Raw genomic sequence first — 17575 nt, forward strand, 5'->3', positions numbered from 1 at the left:
TTTCGCAGGCTGTTTCGTGTAACTTTCGGGCAGCATCCCTCTTTGCCCCGGAAAAGGGAGGCATTGCTTTGACGGCCCCGCGCTCTGGCCCTAAGGGCCGCTCCATGCCTCAAGACAGGAATGCGGCGCCGCGCAAGCGAACCGCCCCCAAATCCGCAGCCGCCAAATCTGCGCCCAAGAAGCCCGCCCCCGCGAAAGCCACGGCCAAAGCCGCAGACGCCGCGCCCCGCGCCGGGGACCGTATCGCCAAGCTGCTCGCCCGCGCAGGCGTTGCCAGCCGCCGCGAGGTGGAGCGCATGATCGCCGAAGGGCGCATCGCGCTGGACGGCAAGGTCCTCGAAACGCCCGCTACAATCCTCACGAGCCTGAGGGGCGTGACGGTGGATGGCGACCCGGTCGCCGCGCCCGAAGCTCCGCGCCTGTTCCTGTTCCACAAGCCGCAAGGCCTGCTGACGGCGGAGCGCGATCCCAAGGGCCGCCCGACGATCTATAACGCGTTGCGCAATGCCCTGCCCCCCGGCACGCCCCGGCTGATGCCGATCGGGCGGCTGGACCTCAACACGGAAGGGCTGCTGCTGCTGACCAACGATGGCGAGTTGAAGCGCGCCATGGAACTGCCGGCCAGCGGCATTCCGCGCACCTATCGCGCCCGCACTTTCGGCGACATCTCGCAGGCCGAGCTTGAAACGCTGATCGAAGGCGTGACGATCGAAGGCGTTCACTATGGGCGGATCGACGCCAATCTGGAACGGCGCACCGGCCGCAACCAGTGGATCGAACTGACCCTGACCGAAGGCAAGAACCGCGAAGTGCGCCGCGTGCTGGAACATCTCGGCCTTCAGGTCAGCCGCCTGATGCGCATTTCCTACGGTCCCTTCGCGCTGGGCGACCTGCCCCGCGGGCAGGCCAGTGAAGTGCGCCAGAAGGATGTAGAACAGTTCCGCCGCCACATCGCCACGCGCGGGGGCTGGAAATGAGGATCATCGCCGGGGAATGGCGCGGGCGGCCCTTGCGCGCGCCTGCGGGCGAGACCACCCGCCCCACGTCTGACCGGACGCGGGAGACTCTGTTCTCCATGCTGGCGAGCCGCCTGGGCAGCTTTGAAGGGCTGACGGTGGCGGATCTGTTCGCCGGTTCGGGCGCGCTGGGGCTGGAAGCCCTCTCTCGCGGGGCGGAAAAGGCGATCTTCGTCGAGCAGGACCCGGCCGCGATCCGCGCCTTGCGCGAGAATATCGCGGGCCTGCGCGCGCAGCAGCAATGCGATGTGCGGGCCATGTCCGTCCTCTCGCTGGGCGTGGCGAAGCAGCCGGTAGACCTGCTGCTGCTCGATCCGCCTTACGAGACCGGTGCAGGCGCTGTGGCGCTGGACAAGCTGCGCCGCCTCGGCTGGATCGCGCCGGGTGCGTGGATCAGCGTGGAAACGTCGCGCCGCGAAGTGCTTGACCTCAAGGGCTTCGAACTCGACGCTACGCGCGATTGCGGCAAGGCGCGGCTGCACCTGCTGCGGCTGGCGGAAGGCTGAGCCGGGGGCCTATTCGGCGATCACTGCCGCCACGCGCTCCCCACCCTTGCGGCCGAAAGCGACGCCCAGCAGAGTGATGAGCCCGGCAACGGCAAGGAAGGCCCCGACCCGCGCCGTGCCATCGGCCCCGCCGCTGCCGGCAAGCCACTGGGCGGCGACCGGCGTTACGGCCCCGCCGATGATCCCGCCGCCATTGAAGGCGATGGAAACCCCGGTGTAGCGCACATTCACCGGGAACAGGGTCGGCAACCAGGCACCCAGCGGGCCATAGGCAAAGCCCATTACCAGCAGGGCAAAGGACAGCAGGACGAACACCTCGCCCAGCCTGCCCCATGCGATCAGCGGGCCGAACATCACGCCCAGCATGATCGTGCCGAGCGCCCCCGCTACCAGCACGTTGCGCGGGCTCGCCTGATCGGACCATATGGCGGAGAGCACGATGCCCACTGCCAGGAAAGTGTTGGCGGCCAGCTGGATGGCCAGCATCGTTTCCCGATCCACCCCGCGCACGGTGGTCATATGGCCCAGCGCAAAGGCGGTAGAGAGGTAGAAGATCGCAAAGCAGGCCACCACGCCCGCACAGCCCGCGATCAGGGCAGGCCAGTGATGCACCACCACCGTGCCCAGCGGCATCTTGTGCGGCGGGGCTTTCTCCAGCGCTTCCTTGAAGGCAGGCGTTTCGCCGATGCGCAGGCGCACCCACAGGCCCAGCACCACCAGGATCGCGCTCAGCAGGAAGGGAATGCGCCAGCCCCAGCTGTTGAAGTCATCTTCCGGCAAGCCCATACCGAGCAGCAGGAACAGGCCGTTGGCGGCAAGGAAACCCACCGGAGCGCCCAGCTGCGGGGCCGAGCCGAAGCGCGCTTCCCAGCCCTTGGGTGCGTTCTCCACCGCCAGCAGCGCCGCCCCGCCCCATTCGCCGCCAAGGCCGAAACCCTGTCCGAAGCGGAGCACGCAAAGCAGCGCCGGGGCAATCCAGCCGACCATCTGATAGGTCGGCAGGAAGGCGATCAGCAGGGTGGAAACACCCATCAGCAGCAGCGAGACGACCAGCGTGCTCTTGCGGCCCAGCTTGTCGCCGAAATGGCCGAACACGATCGCGCCCACCGGCCGCGCGAAAAAGGCCAGGCCAAAACTCATCAGGCTGAGCAGCAATTGCGCGCTGGAGCTTTCGGCGGGGAAGAACAGCGGCCCGAACACCAGCGCCGCCGCCGTGGCATAGACATAGAAATCGTAGAATTCGACTGCCGTGCCGACCATCGCCGCGGTGAGGACGCGCGAATTATCTTTGATGTGACCCATGCGAAACCTGCTGCTTCGCACCACGCGCAAGGTCAAGCACGACTTGTGGACAAGCGCTTGCGCGGCGCGCCCATGTTCCCTAACTGTTCGCAAACACCATGAATAATGACGCTTCCCCCTTCCCGCCCGCGACGGGCGCCGACCTGCCGCCCTATGCGCGGGGCCTGAACCCGCCCCAGCAGGAAGCGGTGCTGACCACCGAAGGCCCGGTGCTGATGCTGGCGGGCGCGGGCACGGGCAAGACGGCCGCGCTTACCGCGCGCCTCGCCCATCTGGTCGCCACAAGGCGCGCCTGGCCGAGCGAGATATTGTGCGTCACTTTCACTAACCGCGCCGCGCGCGAAATGCGCCACCGCGTGGGACAGCTCATCGGCGATGCGGTGGAAGGGATGCCCTGGCTCGGCACCTTCCATTCGATCTGCGCCAAGATGCTGCGCCGCCATGCCGAACTGGCCGGGCTGCAATCGAATTACACAATCATCGACACGGACGATCAGCTGCGCCTGCTCAAGCAGTTGATCGTGGAACAGAACCTTGACGAGAAGCGCTGGCCCGCCCGCCAACTCGCCGGGCTGATCGACCGCTGGAAGAACCGCGGCCTCAACCCGGAAGACCTCGATGCGGGGGAGAACGAGAGCTACGCCAACGGCAAGGGGCAGCAATTCTACCGCCTCTATCAGGATCGGCTGAAGGCGCTGAACGCCTGCGATTTCGGCGATCTGATGCTCCACATGCTGAACATCTTCCGCAAGCATCGCGAGGTGCTGGAGCAATATCAGCAGCGCTTCAAATATATCATGGTGGACGAATATCAGGACACCAACGCCGTGCAGTATTTCTGGCTGCGCCTGCTCGCTCAGGCCCGGAAAAACATCTGCGTGGTGGGGGATGACGATCAGTCCATCTATTCATGGCGCGGTGCAGAAGTTGCCAATATCCTGCGGTTTGAAAAGGACTTTCCCGGCGCGAAAGTAATCCGGCTGGAACAGAATTATCGGTCCACGCCCGACATTCTGGGCGCGGCCTCCGGCCTGATCGCCGCCAATAGCGAGCGGCTGGGCAAGACCTTGTGGACCGAGCGCAATGGCGGGGACCGGGTGCGCGTGATCGGCGTGTGGGACGCGCCGGAGGAAGCGCGCCGAGTGGGCGAGGAAATCGAACGGCTGGAACGCGAAGGTGCTCCGCTCGATCAGATCGCCATCCTCGTACGTGCGCAATACCAGACGCGCGAATTTGAAGACCGGTTCATACAAATCGGACTTAACTACAAGATTATCGGCGGTTTTCGTTTCTACGAACGCGCCGAAATCCGCGATGCCCTCGCCTATCTGCGGGTGATTGCCCAGCCGCAGGACGATCTGGCGTTCGAGCGGATTTACAACCAGCCCAAGCGCGGCCTTGGCGCCAAGGCGCTGGAGGCGATGCACCGCCATGCCCGCGCCACCGGACTGCCCCTTGCCGCCGCGGCGCTCCAACTGGCCGGGACGGACGAATTGCCCAAGCGCGCTGCGGGCACCATCGCCAGCCTGATGGCCAGCTTCATCCGCTGGCGCGAACTGGCCGAGCAGACCACCCCCGCCGAATTGCTGCGCACTCTGCTGGAAGAAACCGGCTACACTGCCATGCTGCAGGCCGAGCGCAGTGCCGAAGCCTCGGGCCGTCTCGAAAACCTCTCCGAACTCGCCCGCGCGATGGAGGATTACGAGACGCTGGGCGACTTCCTCGAGCATGTCAGCCTGGTGATGGACAACGATGCCAGCGACGATGGCGAGAAGGTCACCATCATGACCATGCACGCCGCCAAGGGGCTGGAATTCGACAATGTCTTCCTGCCCGGCTGGGAAGAAGGCGTATTCCCCTCGCAGCGGGCGCTGGATGAAGGCGGACTCGCCAGCCTGGAGGAAGAACGCCGCCTCGCCTATGTCGCGATCACCCGCGCGCGCAAACGCTGCACGATCCTCCACGCGGCAAACCGGCGCATCTACGGCCAGTGGACCAGTTCGATCCCCAGCCGCTTCATCGCCGAACTGCCCGATGCCCATATCGAGCAGGAGACGACCCTGTCAGGCGGCGCCTCGATGTGGCGCGCAAACTGGTCGGAACGGGAAGACCCCTTCGCCCATGTCTCGCGCGACCGCCCTGCCCGCTCGCAAAATCGCGGCCCCGGCTGGCAGCGCGCGCTCTCGACCGGATACGATGCCACCCCCAAGCGCCTCGCCGAACCGGGCCGCAGCGCCGCCAGCTATGCCGCCAAGCCACGCGGCGACATCGCGCTCGGCGCGCGCGTGTTCCACGAGAAGTTCGGCTATGGCGAAGTGATCGGCCAGGAAGGCAACAAGCTGGAAATCGAGTTCGAGACCACCGGCCGCAAGCGGGTGATCGACAGCTTCGTCAGCTTGGCGGAATAGACGCTCAGAGGCAGAACCGATGATCGGCCGGGCAGGCAGAGGCGAAGCTCGCCTCGAACTGCACCTGGTCGACACGAGCCGACTTTCCCGGCTCCTCATGCCCGGCTCCTCATATACGCCAAGTCTGGGGGCGGATGGAACTCCGGCCCCACCCCACCGGCTAACTGAGAATAGTCTTCTGGCTCAAATCGCCGATACGTTCAGGAAGCCCGGAATCGGGCCGTTCCAGCCGCCGTCATCCGGCGCATTGTCCTCGAATTTCGGACGACGGTCTTCACCGCGGCGTTCGGGCTTGTGCTTCTTGCCTTCCGCGCGCTCGCTGCGATGGTCGCGGCGTTCCTCGCGGACGGGCTTGCGCGGTTCGCGCTCCTCGCGCTCACGACCTTCACGCTCACGGCCTTCACGCTCCCGACTTTGCCGCTTGGGCTTTTCCGACCGGGCGGGACGCTCTTCCGCCTCGGACTCGCCTTCGATGGTGAAGACCGGAATCTGCATCCCGGTGAGCTTCTCGACATTGGCAATCGCCTCGGCATCGTCGTCGCTCACGAAAGTGAAGGCGCGGCCCTTGGCTCCCGCGCGACCGGTACGGCCGATGCGGTGGACGTAATCGTCCGGGTGCCACGGCGTGTCGAAATTGAAGACGTGGCTCACGCCCTTCACGTCCAGCCCTCGGGCAGCGACGTCGGAAGCGCACAGAATGTTGATGTGCCCATCCTTGAACAGCTGCAATTCGGCCAGGCGCTGCGGCTGGTCCATGTCGCCATGGATTTCGCCCACGGCAAAGCCATGCTGCTTGAGGCTCTTGGCCAGTTCGCGCACCGTCGTCTTGCGGTTGGCGAAGATGATCGCGGTGCGCACATCGTCCGTGCGCAGCAGGTGGCGCAGCACTTCGCGCTTCTTGCGCGGGGTGACGAACACCTTGTGCTGGGCGATGTTGATGTTGGCCGATGCCGGACGAGCAACCTCGATATATTTCGGGTTGGTCAGGAACTTGTCCGCCAGCTTCTTGATCGGCGGCGGCATGGTGGCCGAGAACAGCAGCGTCTGCCGGTTGGGCGGCAGCTTGGAACAGATCGTCTCGATATCCGGGATGAAGCCCATGTCGAGCATGCGGTCCGCCTCGTCGATCACCAGCAGGTCGCAGCCGGTGAGGAGGATTTTGCCGCGCTCGAACAAATCCATCAGGCGGCCCGGAGTGGCGATCAGCACGTCCACGCCTTCGTTCAGCGCCTTCACCTGATCGCCCATCTGCACGCCACCGATCAGCAGCGCCATCTTCAGATCGTGGTTCTTGCCGTATTTCTCGAAATTCTCGGCAACCTGGGCGGCCAGTTCGCGGGTCGGCTCCAGAATCAGGCTGCGCGGCATCAGCGCGCGGCGGCGGCCATGGGCGAGGATGTCGATCATCGGCAGGACAAAGGACGCGGTCTTGCCGGTACCCGTCTGTGCGATCGCGATCAGATCCTTCATCATCTGGATCTGCGGGATCGCCTGCGCCTGAATCGGCGTGGGCGTGTCATAGCCAGCGGATTCAACCGCTTGCAGCAATTCGTCAGACAGGCCGAGATCGGCGAATTTCATAGGATAGACTGTGTCCGGATTCGGCGCGGGCTGCGAAATGCGGCCGGCCCTGGCGAAAGCTGCGCGCCAAGAGGCACACGGCAAACGCCGCGCCCTAAGACGATATGGCAGGAAAAGTCAAGGAATTGGCGGGCCGGTCACCGGTCATTCACGAACCGCCACCAGTTGGCGGAACTGCTTGAGTTCGCATTTACTGCCGGCGCGGGAATGAATCTTGTCACGCTTCACGCACAACATCCCGTCGCTGGTCCGCTGGACGTAGAAGCCGGAATAGAAATCGCGGGCGCTGCAGGCCTTTTCCAGCGCGGCGCTGATCACCTTGCGGTCTCGCATGAACAGCAGCAGCCGATCGTCCGAAGTCGTCGCCACACCGGCAATTCCCTGCGCCGAGACGCAATTGCCGAACTTGCGTTCCTCCACATGAGTGGACCTCTGCCCCTGCGGCAACTGGGCGAGCAATTCGCGCTGATTGGCAACCGCGCGGGGGGAGATTCGGATGGTCACGCTCTGTTCGATGCGGACCTGCGCATTGTCCTGCGGTTCGAGATTTTCACCGAGCGATAGAGCGGGTGCGATGCTGGCAGCCGAAGAGGCAAGCGGACCGACGCCTTCCCCGTCCTGCGCCACGAGACGCAGGGCATCGCCGCCATTTCCGGCGGGCGCATCGGCGAGCCCCAAGGGAAGCATCAAGGCCAGCGGCGCGAGAAAGGCAGCGAAGCTGTTCATCCACATCCGAACCTGACGGGCGCCCCATGCACCCCGTCACGCCTATCTCCATAAGACCACCGCTTGAACATCGGCTTAACTCTTCGCCCGCAAGTTGCAAGCGGGCTGGCACCTGCAAATGCTGGCGGCGCGGCAACCATCTGTGCCATAGGCCCAGGCATGAGCGAGACCTTCCTGACCGACGCCGAGGCACTGCTCGGCCCCCGCGGCCTGACCCGCGATCCGGAGCTGATGGAACCCTGGCTGACCGACTGGCGCGGGCGTTTCACCGGTGCCGCTCTGGCCATGGCCTCCCCCGCCTCGACGCAGGAGGTTTCCGCGCTGGTGAAGCTGTGCGCCGCGCACGGCGTCGCTATCGTACCGCAGGGCGGGAACAGCGGCATGTGCGGCGGGGCGACGCCGGACAGCAGCGGCAATGCCATCATCCTCTCGCTGCGGCGCATGCATGCGATCCGCTCCATCGACGAAGGCGCGCGTCAGGCCGTGTGCGAGGCCGGCGTGATCCTGCAGACTTTCCACGAGGCAGTAGAGGAAAAGGGCCTGCGCTTTCCGCTCACTCTGGGCGGCAAGGGTTCGGCCACGATCGGCGGCCTCATTTCCACCAACGCCGGCGGCACGCAGGTGCTGCGCCACGGTTCGATGCGTGCGCAGGTTCTGGGGCTGGAGGCCGTGCTGGCCGATGGCAGCGTGTTCAGCGCCCTCACCCCGCTGAAGAAGGACAATCGCGGTTTCGATCTCAAGCAATTGCTGATCGGATCGGAAGGGACGCTGGGGATCGTCACAGCAGCCACGCTGAAGCTCTCGCTCGGCCTTGCGGACCGGCTGGTGCTGTGGGCCGGGGTCAGCTCGCTCAAAGCCGCGCGCACCCTGTTGCTGCATTGCGAGGCCGTGGCGGGCGACGCGCTGGAGGGCTTCGAAGTGCTGGCACAATCCACGCTGGAAGACGTGATCGACCATCTGCCCGGCGCCCGAGCTCCGCTGGAGGCGCCCCATGCCTGGCACGCCCTGATCGAGATCGTGGCCGAACGCGGCAATCCGCGCGACCTGCAGCAGCTGGCGGAGGACATGCTTGGCTCCGCCTTCGAGAAGGAATTGCTGGAGGACGCGGTGATCTCCGCCAATGAAACGCAGGCAGAAGCCTTCTGGCTGCTGCGCGATTCGATTGCCCCGGCCGAGCGGGCGAAGGGCCCCGCGGTGCAGCACGATATTTCCGTGGCGGTCGATAAGATGCCCGATTTCGTCGATAGCGCCGTGCCATTGCTGGAAGCGGCGTGGCCCGGCACCGAAGCCATCGCCTTCGGGCATCTGGGCGACGGCAATGTCCATTTCCACGTCATCGCGCCTGCCGGTGTCGATCCACTCGGCTGGCAGGAAGGCGACGGGAAGAAGATCAGTGCCCAGGTCTACGAACTTGTCACGCAATGGGGCGGTTCGATCAGTGCCGAACACGGTATCGGCCAGCTGAAGCGCGACGAGCTTTCCCGGCTGGGAGACCCGGTTTCCCTGGCCATGATGCGCTCGGTCAAGCAGGCGCTGGACCCTGCCGGCCTGCTCAATCCGGGGAAACTCGTGCCCCTCGCACCGCCCCTTGCACCGGTGCAAGACAGGCCCTAAAGCCGCCCGCTCAAACACCGCGGAAAATGCCGCTTTTTTGCAATTTTTTGACGTCGGAGAGATGCCAATGGCCACCGCGCCGAGCCCGAACCTGCCCTTGTTCTACCAGGACCTGATGCCGCTCAACCGGCGCGACCACGAGAAGTGGCGTGCGCGCCGCTCCGACACGGCCGACTGGCTGATCGGCCAGCATGCCGTTCCGCTGACGGTGGACGAATTCGGCCCGGCCCAGCGCCATTTCCCGATCATCTTCTCGTCCGGCAACCGCCCGGTTCCGCTGGCGCTGTTCGGCCTGAACGAAGGCGTGAACGTCTATGTGGACGACAAGGGCACTGTCAGCAACGACGTCTACATTCCCGCCTATATCCGCCGTTACCCCTTCCTGCTCGCCAAGCTCGACCCCAATAGCGAGGCGATGTCGCTGTGCTTCGACCCGTCGAGCAAGCTGCTGGGCGATTTCGAGGAAGGCGACACCCTGTTCGAAGGCGAAGAGCCGGCCGATTTCATCAAGGGCGTGATGCAGTTCTGCGAACGCTTCGAAGAAGCCGGCATGCGCACTCAGGCCTTTGTCGACGAACTGATCAAGCACGACCTGCTGATGGACGGCGAAGTCGCCATCACCCAGGACGGCCTCGAGCAGCCTTTCATTTATCGCGGCTTCAAGATGATCAATCAGGAAAAGCTGCGCGACCTGCGCGGCGACCTGCTGCGCACCTGGAACCAGAATGGCATGCTGGCGCTGATCTTCGCCCATGTCCTCTCGCTGGACCTGCTGCGCGTGATCTTCGCCCGCCAGACCAGCCTGGGCAAGGGCCCGGGCGCGGCCAATGCGCAGGCCGCCAACTAAGCAAAGCTACGAAATTCCTAAGGAGAGGCGTCGGCGGACTTGCATTTGGTCCGCAGGCGCCTATCTTTAGGTAGTCCGGTTGCAGCTTCCCTCATGGCTCGACTGGATAAGCACGCGAGAGCGTGCTTCCTCCCTGTACCTTGGCCACCTCGTGCCCTGCGCACGAGGTGGTTTTTTATTGCCTGCGAGAATCTTGCGGGCTGGCTGACCCTGCCGCCGATGCCTATTCGGCTGCCTGCGGAAGCTGCGCCCCCCGCCCCAAAGCCGCGGTTTCGGCCGCAAGCCGCCGCACCAGCGCCACGAGAGAGGCCGCCATCCCGGCCATCGCCTCTGCCGGTTCGGCCAGTCGCCGGTCGAGATAGGCGGAGCGGCACACTTCCACCTGCATGGCATGAATGCCCCGGTCCGGCGCGGCATGGCGTTCCAGCACATAGCCGCCGGCATAGGGGCGATTGTGAGTCGCGACCCGCCGCTGCTGGTTAAGCTCGTCGAAGGCCGCCGCGCACAGGGCGCCGTCGCAGGTCGCGCCGAAGCGGTCCCCCAGCACGATTTCCGGCGCGGGCTCCCCCGGCCCGCGCGAGCCGAGCGGCGGCATGGAATGCATGTCCAGCAGCAGGGCCGCCCCCCACCGCGCGCGAAGGGCAGCAAGGCTGTGCGACAATGTCTCGTGATAGGGCCGGTGCACCCCTTCGAGCCGCGCCTCCAACTCGGCCTCATCCAGCCGCGAGCGCCACAATTCGCCCATGCCCGCAAGGCGCCGGGGCACGAGGCCCAGCCCGCTGCGCGCACGGCGGCTGACACGCTCGCCCTGCCTGCCCGGAGGAGTGCCCAGACGCAGCATGTCCCAATCCATCTCGTCCGGGGCGCGGTTGAGGTCGATCATCGCGCGGGGCGCATGGGCGACGAGCAGAGCTGCCCCGGTTTCCCGGGCCACGGCGGTCGCCAGCAAATCGACATAACGGTCTTCCAGCCGCAGTGCGGCCTCGCCCGGATTGCGCATCTGGCCAATCAGGGCGGGTGGATAGAGCCGCCCGGCATGAGGCACGGCCACCAGCACCGGAATCGGAGAAGGCTCCCGCCGCGTCAGCGTGAAGGCCGGCTGGCCGGAACAACCGGGAATCGCCCCGCCCCTGATGCCATCGCCGGAGCCGTGCGATTCGCGCGTGATAGGATTGTCGCCCACGATCCGACCTTGCTGGCCCGGAATGCTAACCAAGTCAAAGGCGGCTGTGTCAAATGTGGCCAACTGCAAATGCGCACGAGATTGTTAACGGCCGATAGGCTATAGGATTTCGCCACAAGGGATCAAAAAAGGTACGGGTATGCGGCAAATCCTGCTGGCCGAAGACGAAGAGGCCATGCGCACCTATCTGGCGCGCGCACTGGAAAATGCAGGATACAAGGTTTCGGCAGTCGATCGGGGCACTGCCGCCCTGCCCTTGCTGGAAACCGGCGAATACGACCTTCTTCTGTCGGACATCGTGATGCCCGAGATGGACGGCATCGAGCTGGCCCAGCGCTGCGGCGAAATCAGCCCCCATACCAAGGTGATGTTCATCACCGGATTCGCGGCCGTGACGCTCAAGGCAAACCGCGAAACCCCACGGGCAAACGTGCTTTCCAAGCCCTTCCACCTGCGTGACCTGGTGCTGGAAATCGAGCGCGTATTCGAGGATCAGGCATCGGTGATGCTGTAAAAAGCGGATAAAGCGCAAAAGCTTGTCCGCTACCCACTTGCAACCGGGCGGAGGCGCCGCTACATGGCCCGCCTGCCGGATGCTCCGGCGGACCGAATGGTGCGGGCGTATAGCTCAGTGGTAGAGCACTATGTTGACATCGTAGGGGTCGCAAGTTCAATCCTTGCTACGCCCACCATTCGAAAAGGCGCCGCGAAAGCGGCGCTTTTTTCGTTTTATGGCCGGTTTGGCACGCTGATTGCGGTCCGTGGCTATTGAGTACGGACCCCGTGCTGCTAAGAGGCCCCTCATCCCATTTCTCTAGGTACAGGGGCCCCCATGGCGAAGATCAAGGTCGCGAATCCGGTCGTCGAGATTGACGGCGACGAAATGACGCGGATCATCTGGCAGTGGATCCGCGAAAGGCTGATCCAGCCCTATCTGGATATCGACCTGGTCTATTACGACCTGTCGGTCGAGAAGCGCGACGAGACGGACGATCAGATCACCGTCGATGCCGCCAATGCGATCAAGCAGTACGGCGTGGGCGTTAAGTGCGCCACCATCACCCCGGACGAAGGCCGCGTTACGGAGTTCGGCCTCAAGCAGATGTGGAAGAGCCCGAACGGCACGATCCGCAACATCCTGGGCGGCACGATCTTCCGCGAGCCGATCGTGATTTCCAACGTCCCCCGCCTGATCCCGGGCTGGACCGATCCCATCGTGGTCGGCCGTCACGCCTTTGGCGACCAGTATCGCGCGACCGACTTCCTCGTTCCCGGCAAGGGCAAGCTGCGCCTGGTGTTCGAGGGTGAAGACGGCACGGTGATCGACCGCGAAGTGTTCAACTTCCCGTCCTCGGGCGTCGCCATGTCGATGTACAATCTCGACGATTCGATCCGCGACTTCGCCCGTGCGAGCATGAACTACGCGCTCAACCGTGGCTGGCCGCTCTACCTGTCGACCAAGAACACGATCATCAAGGCCTATGACGGCCGCTTCAAGGACCTGTTCCAGGAAGTCTACGAGAGCGAAGGCTTCAAGGCGAAGTTCGACGAAGCCAAGATCTGGTACGAACACCGCCTGATCGACGACATGGTCGCCAGTGCCCTCAAGTGGAACGGCAAGTTCGTCTGGGCCTGCAAGAACTACGATGGCGACGTGCAGTCGGACCAGGTCGCCCAGGGCTTCGGCTCGCTCGGCCTGATGACTTCCGTGCTGATGACGCCCGACGGCAAGACCGTGGAAGCCGAAGCCGCCCACGGCACTGTAACTCGCCACTATCGCCAGCACCAGCAGGGCAAGGCGACCAGCACCAACCCGATCGCCAGCATCTTCGCCTGGACGCGCGGCCTGATCTATCGCGGCCGTTTCGACAACACGCCCGACGTGGTGCGCTTTGCCGAAACGCTGGAAAAGGTCTGCATCGAAACCGTGGAAAGCGGCAAGATGACCAAGGACCTCGCTCTGCTGATCGGCCCGGACCAGCCGTGGATGACCACCGAGCAGTTCTTCGAAGCCATCGTCCAGAACCTCGAAGCCGAAATGGCCAACTGGGCCTGATTCAGCTTCTCCCGGATCGGGAACACGTAAAGGCCGGGTTTTGCGACAGCGCAGACCCGGCCTTTCCTTTTGCGTGATGGCGCAGCGCTTGCCTTATTCAGGCGGAGGGCAGGACGTCTCGATCGGGCCCGCGATCCGGTTCGCGTTCACTTCGGTGCTATCCACGCGCAATTGCACACCGCCATCGAAAAACTGCGGCGCCGTGCTGCACAGGCCGGTTAACAGCGCATAGGAAATCTCGGCCGCGCTGATGCCCTCACGCCAATTGGCCGGGCCATCCATCGTCAACACGACGACCGCTCCTTCGGACGAGATCGCACTGACGGTGAGGCCACCGCCATAATCGGAGCCGACAAGCTGCTGCAGTCCCTGCGTAACGAGGGTTGCTTCGTCGGAAGCGGATTGCGCACTGACCACATGCGGCCCGGCGACAGCTGCGAATGCGGCAACTGCCGCGGCGAACACCTTAACTCGCTTCATGAATGCCCCCAATCTCGGAAGGGCCTTGCATCGCCCCTCCCCCGGTGATCGTCAATCGCGGAGCGTGGGTTCATGACAAATTTCTAAAATTCATCGTTTATTTTCAATATTTTAAATAGATAGCGGATTCCGCGATGCGACGCCGGAACAATCTCATTTTCGTGTAACATGTGTAACACCCCCCACCTGGCCAGCGGCGGGAGCGCCAGTGATCAGGCGGGCAGCAATGCTTGATCGATCATCTTCGTCGCGATCTCGCGCTCGCCCATGATGGTCAGGCTGGCCCCGCAGGCTGCGAGGTGGCGCTCTTCCTCGTCGCTATGCGCACGGGCAACGATCCTGAGGCCGGGATTGATCGCGCGGGCCTGCTGCACGATCTGACCGGCCTCGAAGCTCTGCGGGATCGCCACGAACAGCAGCCGCGCCTCGGGCAGCTTCGCCCGGTCCAGCACCGCACGGCCGGCCGCGTTGCCGGCGATCACGGTAACGGTGTCGCTGGCTTCGGGCAGACCGGCAAAATCGTCTTCCGCCTCGATCACGGTCAGCCGCTCGCCCGCCGCGATCAACTTCTCGCCGATCAACGAACCGACCCGGCCATAGCCGATCAGCACGACGTGCCCCTTGGCAGCGGGAGCGGCAGCCGGGGGTTGAACCTGCGCTTCCGCCTTGGTCTCGCCCACCTTGCTGTCGGCAGTCTTGCCCTCGAAGCGCGCAATCAGGCTGAACAGCAGCGGGTTGAGCAGGATCGAGAAGATCGCCCCGGCCAGGACCAGATCGCGCGCCGTGCCGGGAATGAGGTCCAGCGAAGTGCCGAGCGTGGCGAGGATGAAGGAAAACTCGCCGATCTGCGCCAGGCTCGCCGCAATGGTCAGCGCGGTGCGGTGCGTGCGGCGGAAAGCGCGGACGATCAGATAGGCCGCGATCGACTTGCCCAGCACGATGATTGCCACCGTGGCGATAAGCGCCAGTGGCCGCTCCACCACGACATGCGGATTGAACAGCATGCCGACCGAGACGAAGAACAGCACCGCAAAGGCATCGCGCAGGGGCAGCGTCTCTTCGGCCGCACGCTGACTGAGCTGCGATTCGGACAGGATCATGCCGGCAAAGAATGCGCCCAGCGCGAAGGACACGCCGAACAAGGCCGCCGCCCCGAAGGCCACGCCCAGCGCGATGGCCAGCACTGCCAGGCGGAACAGCTCACGCGAGCCGCTATGCGCCACCTCGTGCAGCAGCCACGGGATCGCCCGCCGCCCGACGATCAGCATGAAAGCGATGAAGGCACCGACCTTCACCAGAGTAAGACCCAGTGCGCTGCCGATACCGGAAATCGACCCGTCACCCGCAGCGACGGCAGGCAACAGCACCAGCGCGAAGACCATCACCAGATCTTCCACGATCAGCCAGCCGACCGCGATCTTGCCACGCTCCGTATCCAGCAGCCGCCGTTCCTGCATCGCACGCAGCAGCACCACCGTACTCGCCACGGACAGCGCAAGGCCGAAGACAAGCCCGCCCGCCACGCTCCAGCCGAGGATCGCCGCCAGCCCCATGCCCAGCAGCACCGCCACGGCGATCTGGACCATGGCGCCGGGGATCGCGACCTTGCGAACCGCCATCAGTTCTTTCAGCGAGAAATGCAGGCCGACGCCGAACATGAGCAGGATCACACCCAGTTCCGCCAGCTGATCGGCCAGATGCTGATCCGCCACATAGCCGGGAGTGAACGGCCCGATCACCACCCCGGCCATCAGATAGCCGATCAGCGGGGGCAACTTCACTCTATGCGCCAGCGCTCCCAGCACGAATGCGAGGACAATCCCTCCTACAAGCGTGGCGATAAGCGGCGTGGCATGAGGCATGCGGCGTCAGGTTCCTTCTTTTGGAGATATCGAAAGTTAAACCAGAAAATTCCTCCGCTGCGAAGGGTGTCGGCGCAGTTTTTTATGCCCCGGATAGCGATACGCCCGATTCATTCGCAGATCGAAGGTTTTGATGCCTATCCGTGGGTGACAATCCCTTCGCGCCTGCAATAAGCTTTCACCATGGCGCATGGCGATTTCACTTCCACCTTCCTGTCCGATGCTCTGGTGATCCTGGGGGCGGCCGGGCTGGTCATCCCGATCTTCGCCCGCTTCCGCATCACTCCGGTAATCGGCTTCATCCTGGTGGGCGTGCTGGTGGGCCCCTATGGGCTCGGCAAGCTGGTCTACAACAATGACTGGCTTGGCTATGTCACCATCACCGATCCCGAGGGGCTGGAACCCTTTGCCGAGTTCGGCATCATCCTGCTGCTGTTCACAATCGGGCTGGAACTGAGCTTCAATCGCTTGTGGGAAATGCGAAAGCTCGTCTTCGGGCTGGGCGCGCTGGAACTGACGGTAATCGCCTGCCTGCTCACCGCCTTTCTCGCCATGCTCGGCCAGTACTGGACCGGGGCACTGGGGCTCGGCCTGGCCCTCGCCCTGTCTTCCACGGCGCTGGTGTTGCAGATTTCGGGCACGCAATCCCCCGTCGGTCGCGCGGCGCTCGCCATGCTGCTGTTCGAGGATATCGCGATCGTTCCGATCATCTTCCTGCTGGGCGCGCTGGCGCCCTATGCGGCAAGCGACGGGGCAGAAGGACTGATGACCACCCTGTGGCAAGGGCTGCTGGTGGTGGGCGCCTTGCTGCTGCTCGGCCGGCTCGCTTTGCCCCCTCTCTTCGCTCAGGCCGCCCGGACCAAAAGCCCGGAACTGTTTCTTGCCGCCAGCCTGCTCGTCGTGATTGGCGCCAGCCTTGCCACGGCGGCAACCGGCCTTTCCCCCATCGTAGGCGCGCTGATTGCCGGACTGCTTATCGCCGAGACCGAATATCATTCGGAAGTCGAACAGATCACGGAGCCGTTCAAGGGCCTCGCGCTGGGCGTATTCCTTATCACGGTCGGCATGGGGATCGATCTCACGACGATCTGGGCCAATCTCGGCCCGATCGCGCTGGCCGTGGTGGGCGTTCTGACGCTGAAGGCCATCGTCACTGGCGTGCTGCTGCGGCTGATGGGTGCCCGGCCGGGTACCGCGGCCGAGACCGGCATATTGATGTCCAGTCCTTCGGAAACGACCCTGATCGTGCTCGCAGCCGCTACGCAGGCGCTGCTGATCCAGCCCGGCACGGCCCAGTTCTGGCAGATCGTGACCGCAATCGGCCTTACCATCACTCCGCTGCTGGCGCGGCTCGGCCGGCTGATCGGGCGGCGGGTCGACCCCACTCCTAGGCTCGAGGACGTCTCCGCACGCCCCGGCGAACCCCATGTGATCGTGCTCGGCTTCGGCCGCGTCGGGCGGCTGGTGGCGGACATGCTTACCCGCCATGGCAAGCCCTATATCGGGGTGGACGGGGATGCCGACCTGGTGGAGCGCGCCCGGCGCGATGGCTATGCCGTGACATTCGGCGATGCCGCGCGGGCCAAGGTGCTGGAACGGTTGGGCATGGACAAGGCGCCTGCCGTGGTCCTCACCATGGACGAGCCGGTTCTGGCCCAGCGTCTGGTGCGCAAACTGCGTCAGGCCTATCCCGATCTGCTGATCATCGCCCGCGCGCGCGACACCGAACATGCCGCCCTGCTCTATCGCAGCGGCGCCACGCACGCTGTGCCCGAAACGCTGGAAAGCTCGCTCCAGCTATCGGAGGCCGTGCTGGTCGATCTGGGCGTCGCGATGGGCCCGGTGATCGCCTCGATCCACGAGAAACGGGACGAATACCGCTTGCTGATCAAGGAACAGGGCGCGCTGGACCACAAGCCGAAGCTCCGGACCAGCTCGGCATCGGCGGAAAGCTAGGCCCGGAGACCAAGCGAACGGAGCAGCCGTGCAGCCCG

The 17575-nt window shown here is 64.5% G+C and carries 14 protein-coding genes and 1 tRNA gene; 9 read left to right on the forward strand and 6 right to left on the reverse strand.

What is annotated here, in order from left to right; all coding sequences use genetic code 11:
• The first annotated feature begins 104 nt into the window (after positions 1 to 104).
• Positions 105 to 977, forward strand: coding sequence for a pseudouridine synthase (locus tag WFP36_RS03310; RefSeq protein WP_336977819.1), 873 nt, complete (start codon positions 105 to 107; stop codon positions 975 to 977).
• Positions 974 to 1522 carry a 16S rRNA (guanine(966)-N(2))-methyltransferase RsmD gene (rsmD, locus tag WFP36_RS03315; protein WP_336977821.1) on the forward strand — a complete coding sequence of 183 codons (549 nt, stop codon included), beginning with the start codon at positions 974 to 976 and terminating at the stop codon, positions 1520 to 1522. Before WFP36_RS03310 ends, rsmD begins: the two co-directional genes overlap by 4 nt.
• A gap of 9 nt (positions 1523 to 1531) precedes the next feature.
• On the opposite strand, the gene WFP36_RS03320 is transcribed toward rsmD, so the two are convergent.
• Positions 1532 to 2824, reverse strand: coding sequence for an MFS transporter (locus tag WFP36_RS03320; RefSeq protein WP_336977823.1), 1293 nt, complete (start codon positions 2822 to 2824; stop codon positions 1532 to 1534).
• Between the two features lie 98 nt (positions 2825 to 2922).
• Here WFP36_RS03320 and WFP36_RS03325 point away from each other — a divergent pair, with 98 nt between their 5' ends.
• Positions 2923 to 5232 (forward strand): ATP-dependent helicase, encoded by a 2310-nt coding sequence (locus WFP36_RS03325; RefSeq protein ID WP_336977825.1) that lies wholly within the window; start codon positions 2923 to 2925, stop codon positions 5230 to 5232.
• A 183-nt stretch (positions 5233 to 5415) separates the two neighbouring features.
• Here the strand turns inward: WFP36_RS03325 and WFP36_RS03330 are convergent, their stop codons facing one another.
• Together WFP36_RS03330 and WFP36_RS03335 are read right to left on the reverse strand one after the other, a co-directional pair.
• Positions 5416 to 6813, reverse strand: a complete 1398-nt coding sequence (locus tag WFP36_RS03330; RefSeq protein ID WP_336977827.1) for a DEAD/DEAH box helicase — start codon at positions 6811 to 6813, stop codon at positions 5416 to 5418.
• A 144-nt stretch (positions 6814 to 6957) separates the two neighbouring features.
• The gene (locus tag WFP36_RS03335; RefSeq protein WP_336977829.1) at positions 6958 to 7539 is read right to left on the reverse strand and encodes a hypothetical protein; all 582 of its coding nucleotides are present in this window, start codon (positions 7537 to 7539) and stop codon (positions 6958 to 6960) included.
• A 159-nt stretch (positions 7540 to 7698) separates the two neighbouring features.
• On the opposite strand from WFP36_RS03335, the gene WFP36_RS03340 reads away from it, so the two are divergent.
• Together WFP36_RS03340 and WFP36_RS03345 are read left to right on the forward strand one after the other, a co-directional pair.
• Complete coding sequence (locus WFP36_RS03340; protein WP_336977830.1) at positions 7699 to 9153, forward strand: FAD-binding oxidoreductase; 1455 nt, start codon at positions 7699 to 7701, stop codon at positions 9151 to 9153.
• Positions 9154 to 9220: 67 nt separating this feature from the next.
• On the forward strand, positions 9221 to 10000 hold the full coding sequence (locus WFP36_RS03345; RefSeq protein WP_336977832.1) for a SapC family protein: 780 nt from the start codon (positions 9221 to 9223) through the stop codon (positions 9998 to 10000).
• Positions 10001 to 10223: 223 nt separating this feature from the next.
• Here WFP36_RS03345 and WFP36_RS03350 read toward each other — a convergent pair whose 3' ends face one another.
• A complete protein-coding gene (locus WFP36_RS03350; RefSeq protein WP_336977834.1) occupies positions 10224 to 11183 on the reverse strand; it encodes an N-formylglutamate amidohydrolase in 960 nt (319 codons plus the stop codon).
• A gap of 139 nt (positions 11184 to 11322) precedes the next feature.
• Here WFP36_RS03350 and cpdR point away from each other — a divergent pair, with 139 nt between their 5' ends.
• The 3 genes from cpdR to WFP36_RS03365 all read left to right on the forward strand — a co-directional run bounded on the left by cpdR (position 11323) and on the right by WFP36_RS03365 (position 13239).
• The gene (gene cpdR, locus WFP36_RS03355) at positions 11323 to 11697 is read left to right on the forward strand and encodes a cell cycle two-component system response regulator CpdR (RefSeq protein ID WP_336977835.1); all 375 of its coding nucleotides are present in this window, start codon (positions 11323 to 11325) and stop codon (positions 11695 to 11697) included.
• Positions 11698 to 11800: 103 nt separating this feature from the next.
• Positions 11801 to 11875: transfer RNA gene (locus WFP36_RS03360), tRNA-Val, on the forward strand.
• A gap of 140 nt (positions 11876 to 12015) precedes the next feature.
• Positions 12016 to 13239 (forward strand): NADP-dependent isocitrate dehydrogenase, encoded by a 1224-nt coding sequence (locus tag WFP36_RS03365; RefSeq protein WP_336977837.1) that lies wholly within the window; start codon positions 12016 to 12018, stop codon positions 13237 to 13239.
• Positions 13240 to 13332: 93 nt separating this feature from the next.
• Here the strand turns inward: WFP36_RS03365 and WFP36_RS03370 are convergent, their stop codons facing one another.
• Together WFP36_RS03370 and ybaL are read right to left on the reverse strand one after the other, a co-directional pair.
• Positions 13333 to 13719, reverse strand: coding sequence for a hypothetical protein (locus WFP36_RS03370; protein WP_336977838.1), 387 nt, complete (start codon positions 13717 to 13719; stop codon positions 13333 to 13335).
• Between the two features lie 212 nt (positions 13720 to 13931).
• Positions 13932 to 15581 (reverse strand): YbaL family putative K(+) efflux transporter, encoded by a 1650-nt coding sequence (ybaL, locus tag WFP36_RS03375; protein WP_336977840.1) that lies wholly within the window; start codon positions 15579 to 15581, stop codon positions 13932 to 13934.
• A gap of 183 nt (positions 15582 to 15764) precedes the next feature.
• Here ybaL and WFP36_RS03380 point away from each other — a divergent pair, with 183 nt between their 5' ends.
• On the forward strand, positions 15765 to 17537 hold the full coding sequence (locus WFP36_RS03380; RefSeq protein ID WP_336977842.1) for a cation:proton antiporter domain-containing protein: 1773 nt from the start codon (positions 15765 to 15767) through the stop codon (positions 17535 to 17537).
• The last annotated feature ends 38 nt before the right edge of the window (positions 17538 to 17575 follow it).

Source organism: Fulverythrobacter fulvus (assembly GCF_037154085.1).
Classification (GTDB): Bacteria; Pseudomonadota; Alphaproteobacteria; order Sphingomonadales; family Sphingomonadaceae; genus Andeanibacterium; species Andeanibacterium fulvum.

Bases quoted from the DNA above. Each gene is read 5' to 3' on its own strand.
- ybaL (WP_336977840.1), bottom strand. From the start codon at position 15,581: ATGCCTCATGCCACGCCGCTTATCGCCACGCTTGTAGGAGGGATTGTC.
- WFP36_RS03310 (WP_336977819.1), top strand. From the start codon at position 105: ATGCCTCAAGACAGGAATGCGGCGCCGCGCAAGCGAACCGCCCCCAAA.
- WFP36_RS03345 (WP_336977832.1), top strand. From the start codon at position 9,221: ATGGCCACCGCGCCGAGCCCGAACCTGCCCTTGTTCTACCAGGACCTG.
- rsmD (WP_336977821.1), top strand. From the start codon at position 974: ATGAGGATCATCGCCGGGGAATGGCGCGGGCGGCCCTTGCGCGCGCCT.
- WFP36_RS03320 (WP_336977823.1), bottom strand. From the start codon at position 2,824: ATGGGTCACATCAAAGATAATTCGCGCGTCCTCACCGCGGCGATGGTC.
- WFP36_RS03335 (WP_336977829.1), bottom strand. From the start codon at position 7,539: ATGAACAGCTTCGCTGCCTTTCTCGCGCCGCTGGCCTTGATGCTTCCC.
- WFP36_RS03380 (WP_336977842.1), top strand. From the start codon at position 15,765: ATGGCGCATGGCGATTTCACTTCCACCTTCCTGTCCGATGCTCTGGTG.
- WFP36_RS03365 (WP_336977837.1), top strand. From the start codon at position 12,016: ATGGCGAAGATCAAGGTCGCGAATCCGGTCGTCGAGATTGACGGCGAC.
- WFP36_RS03370 (WP_336977838.1), bottom strand. From the start codon at position 13,719: ATGAAGCGAGTTAAGGTGTTCGCCGCGGCAGTTGCCGCATTCGCAGCT.
- WFP36_RS03330 (WP_336977827.1), bottom strand. From the start codon at position 6,813: ATGAAATTCGCCGATCTCGGCCTGTCTGACGAATTGCTGCAAGCGGTT.
- cpdR (WP_336977835.1), top strand. From the start codon at position 11,323: ATGCGGCAAATCCTGCTGGCCGAAGACGAAGAGGCCATGCGCACCTAT.
- WFP36_RS03325 (WP_336977825.1), top strand. From the start codon at position 2,923: ATGAATAATGACGCTTCCCCCTTCCCGCCCGCGACGGGCGCCGACCTG.
- WFP36_RS03340 (WP_336977830.1), top strand. From the start codon at position 7,699: ATGAGCGAGACCTTCCTGACCGACGCCGAGGCACTGCTCGGCCCCCGC.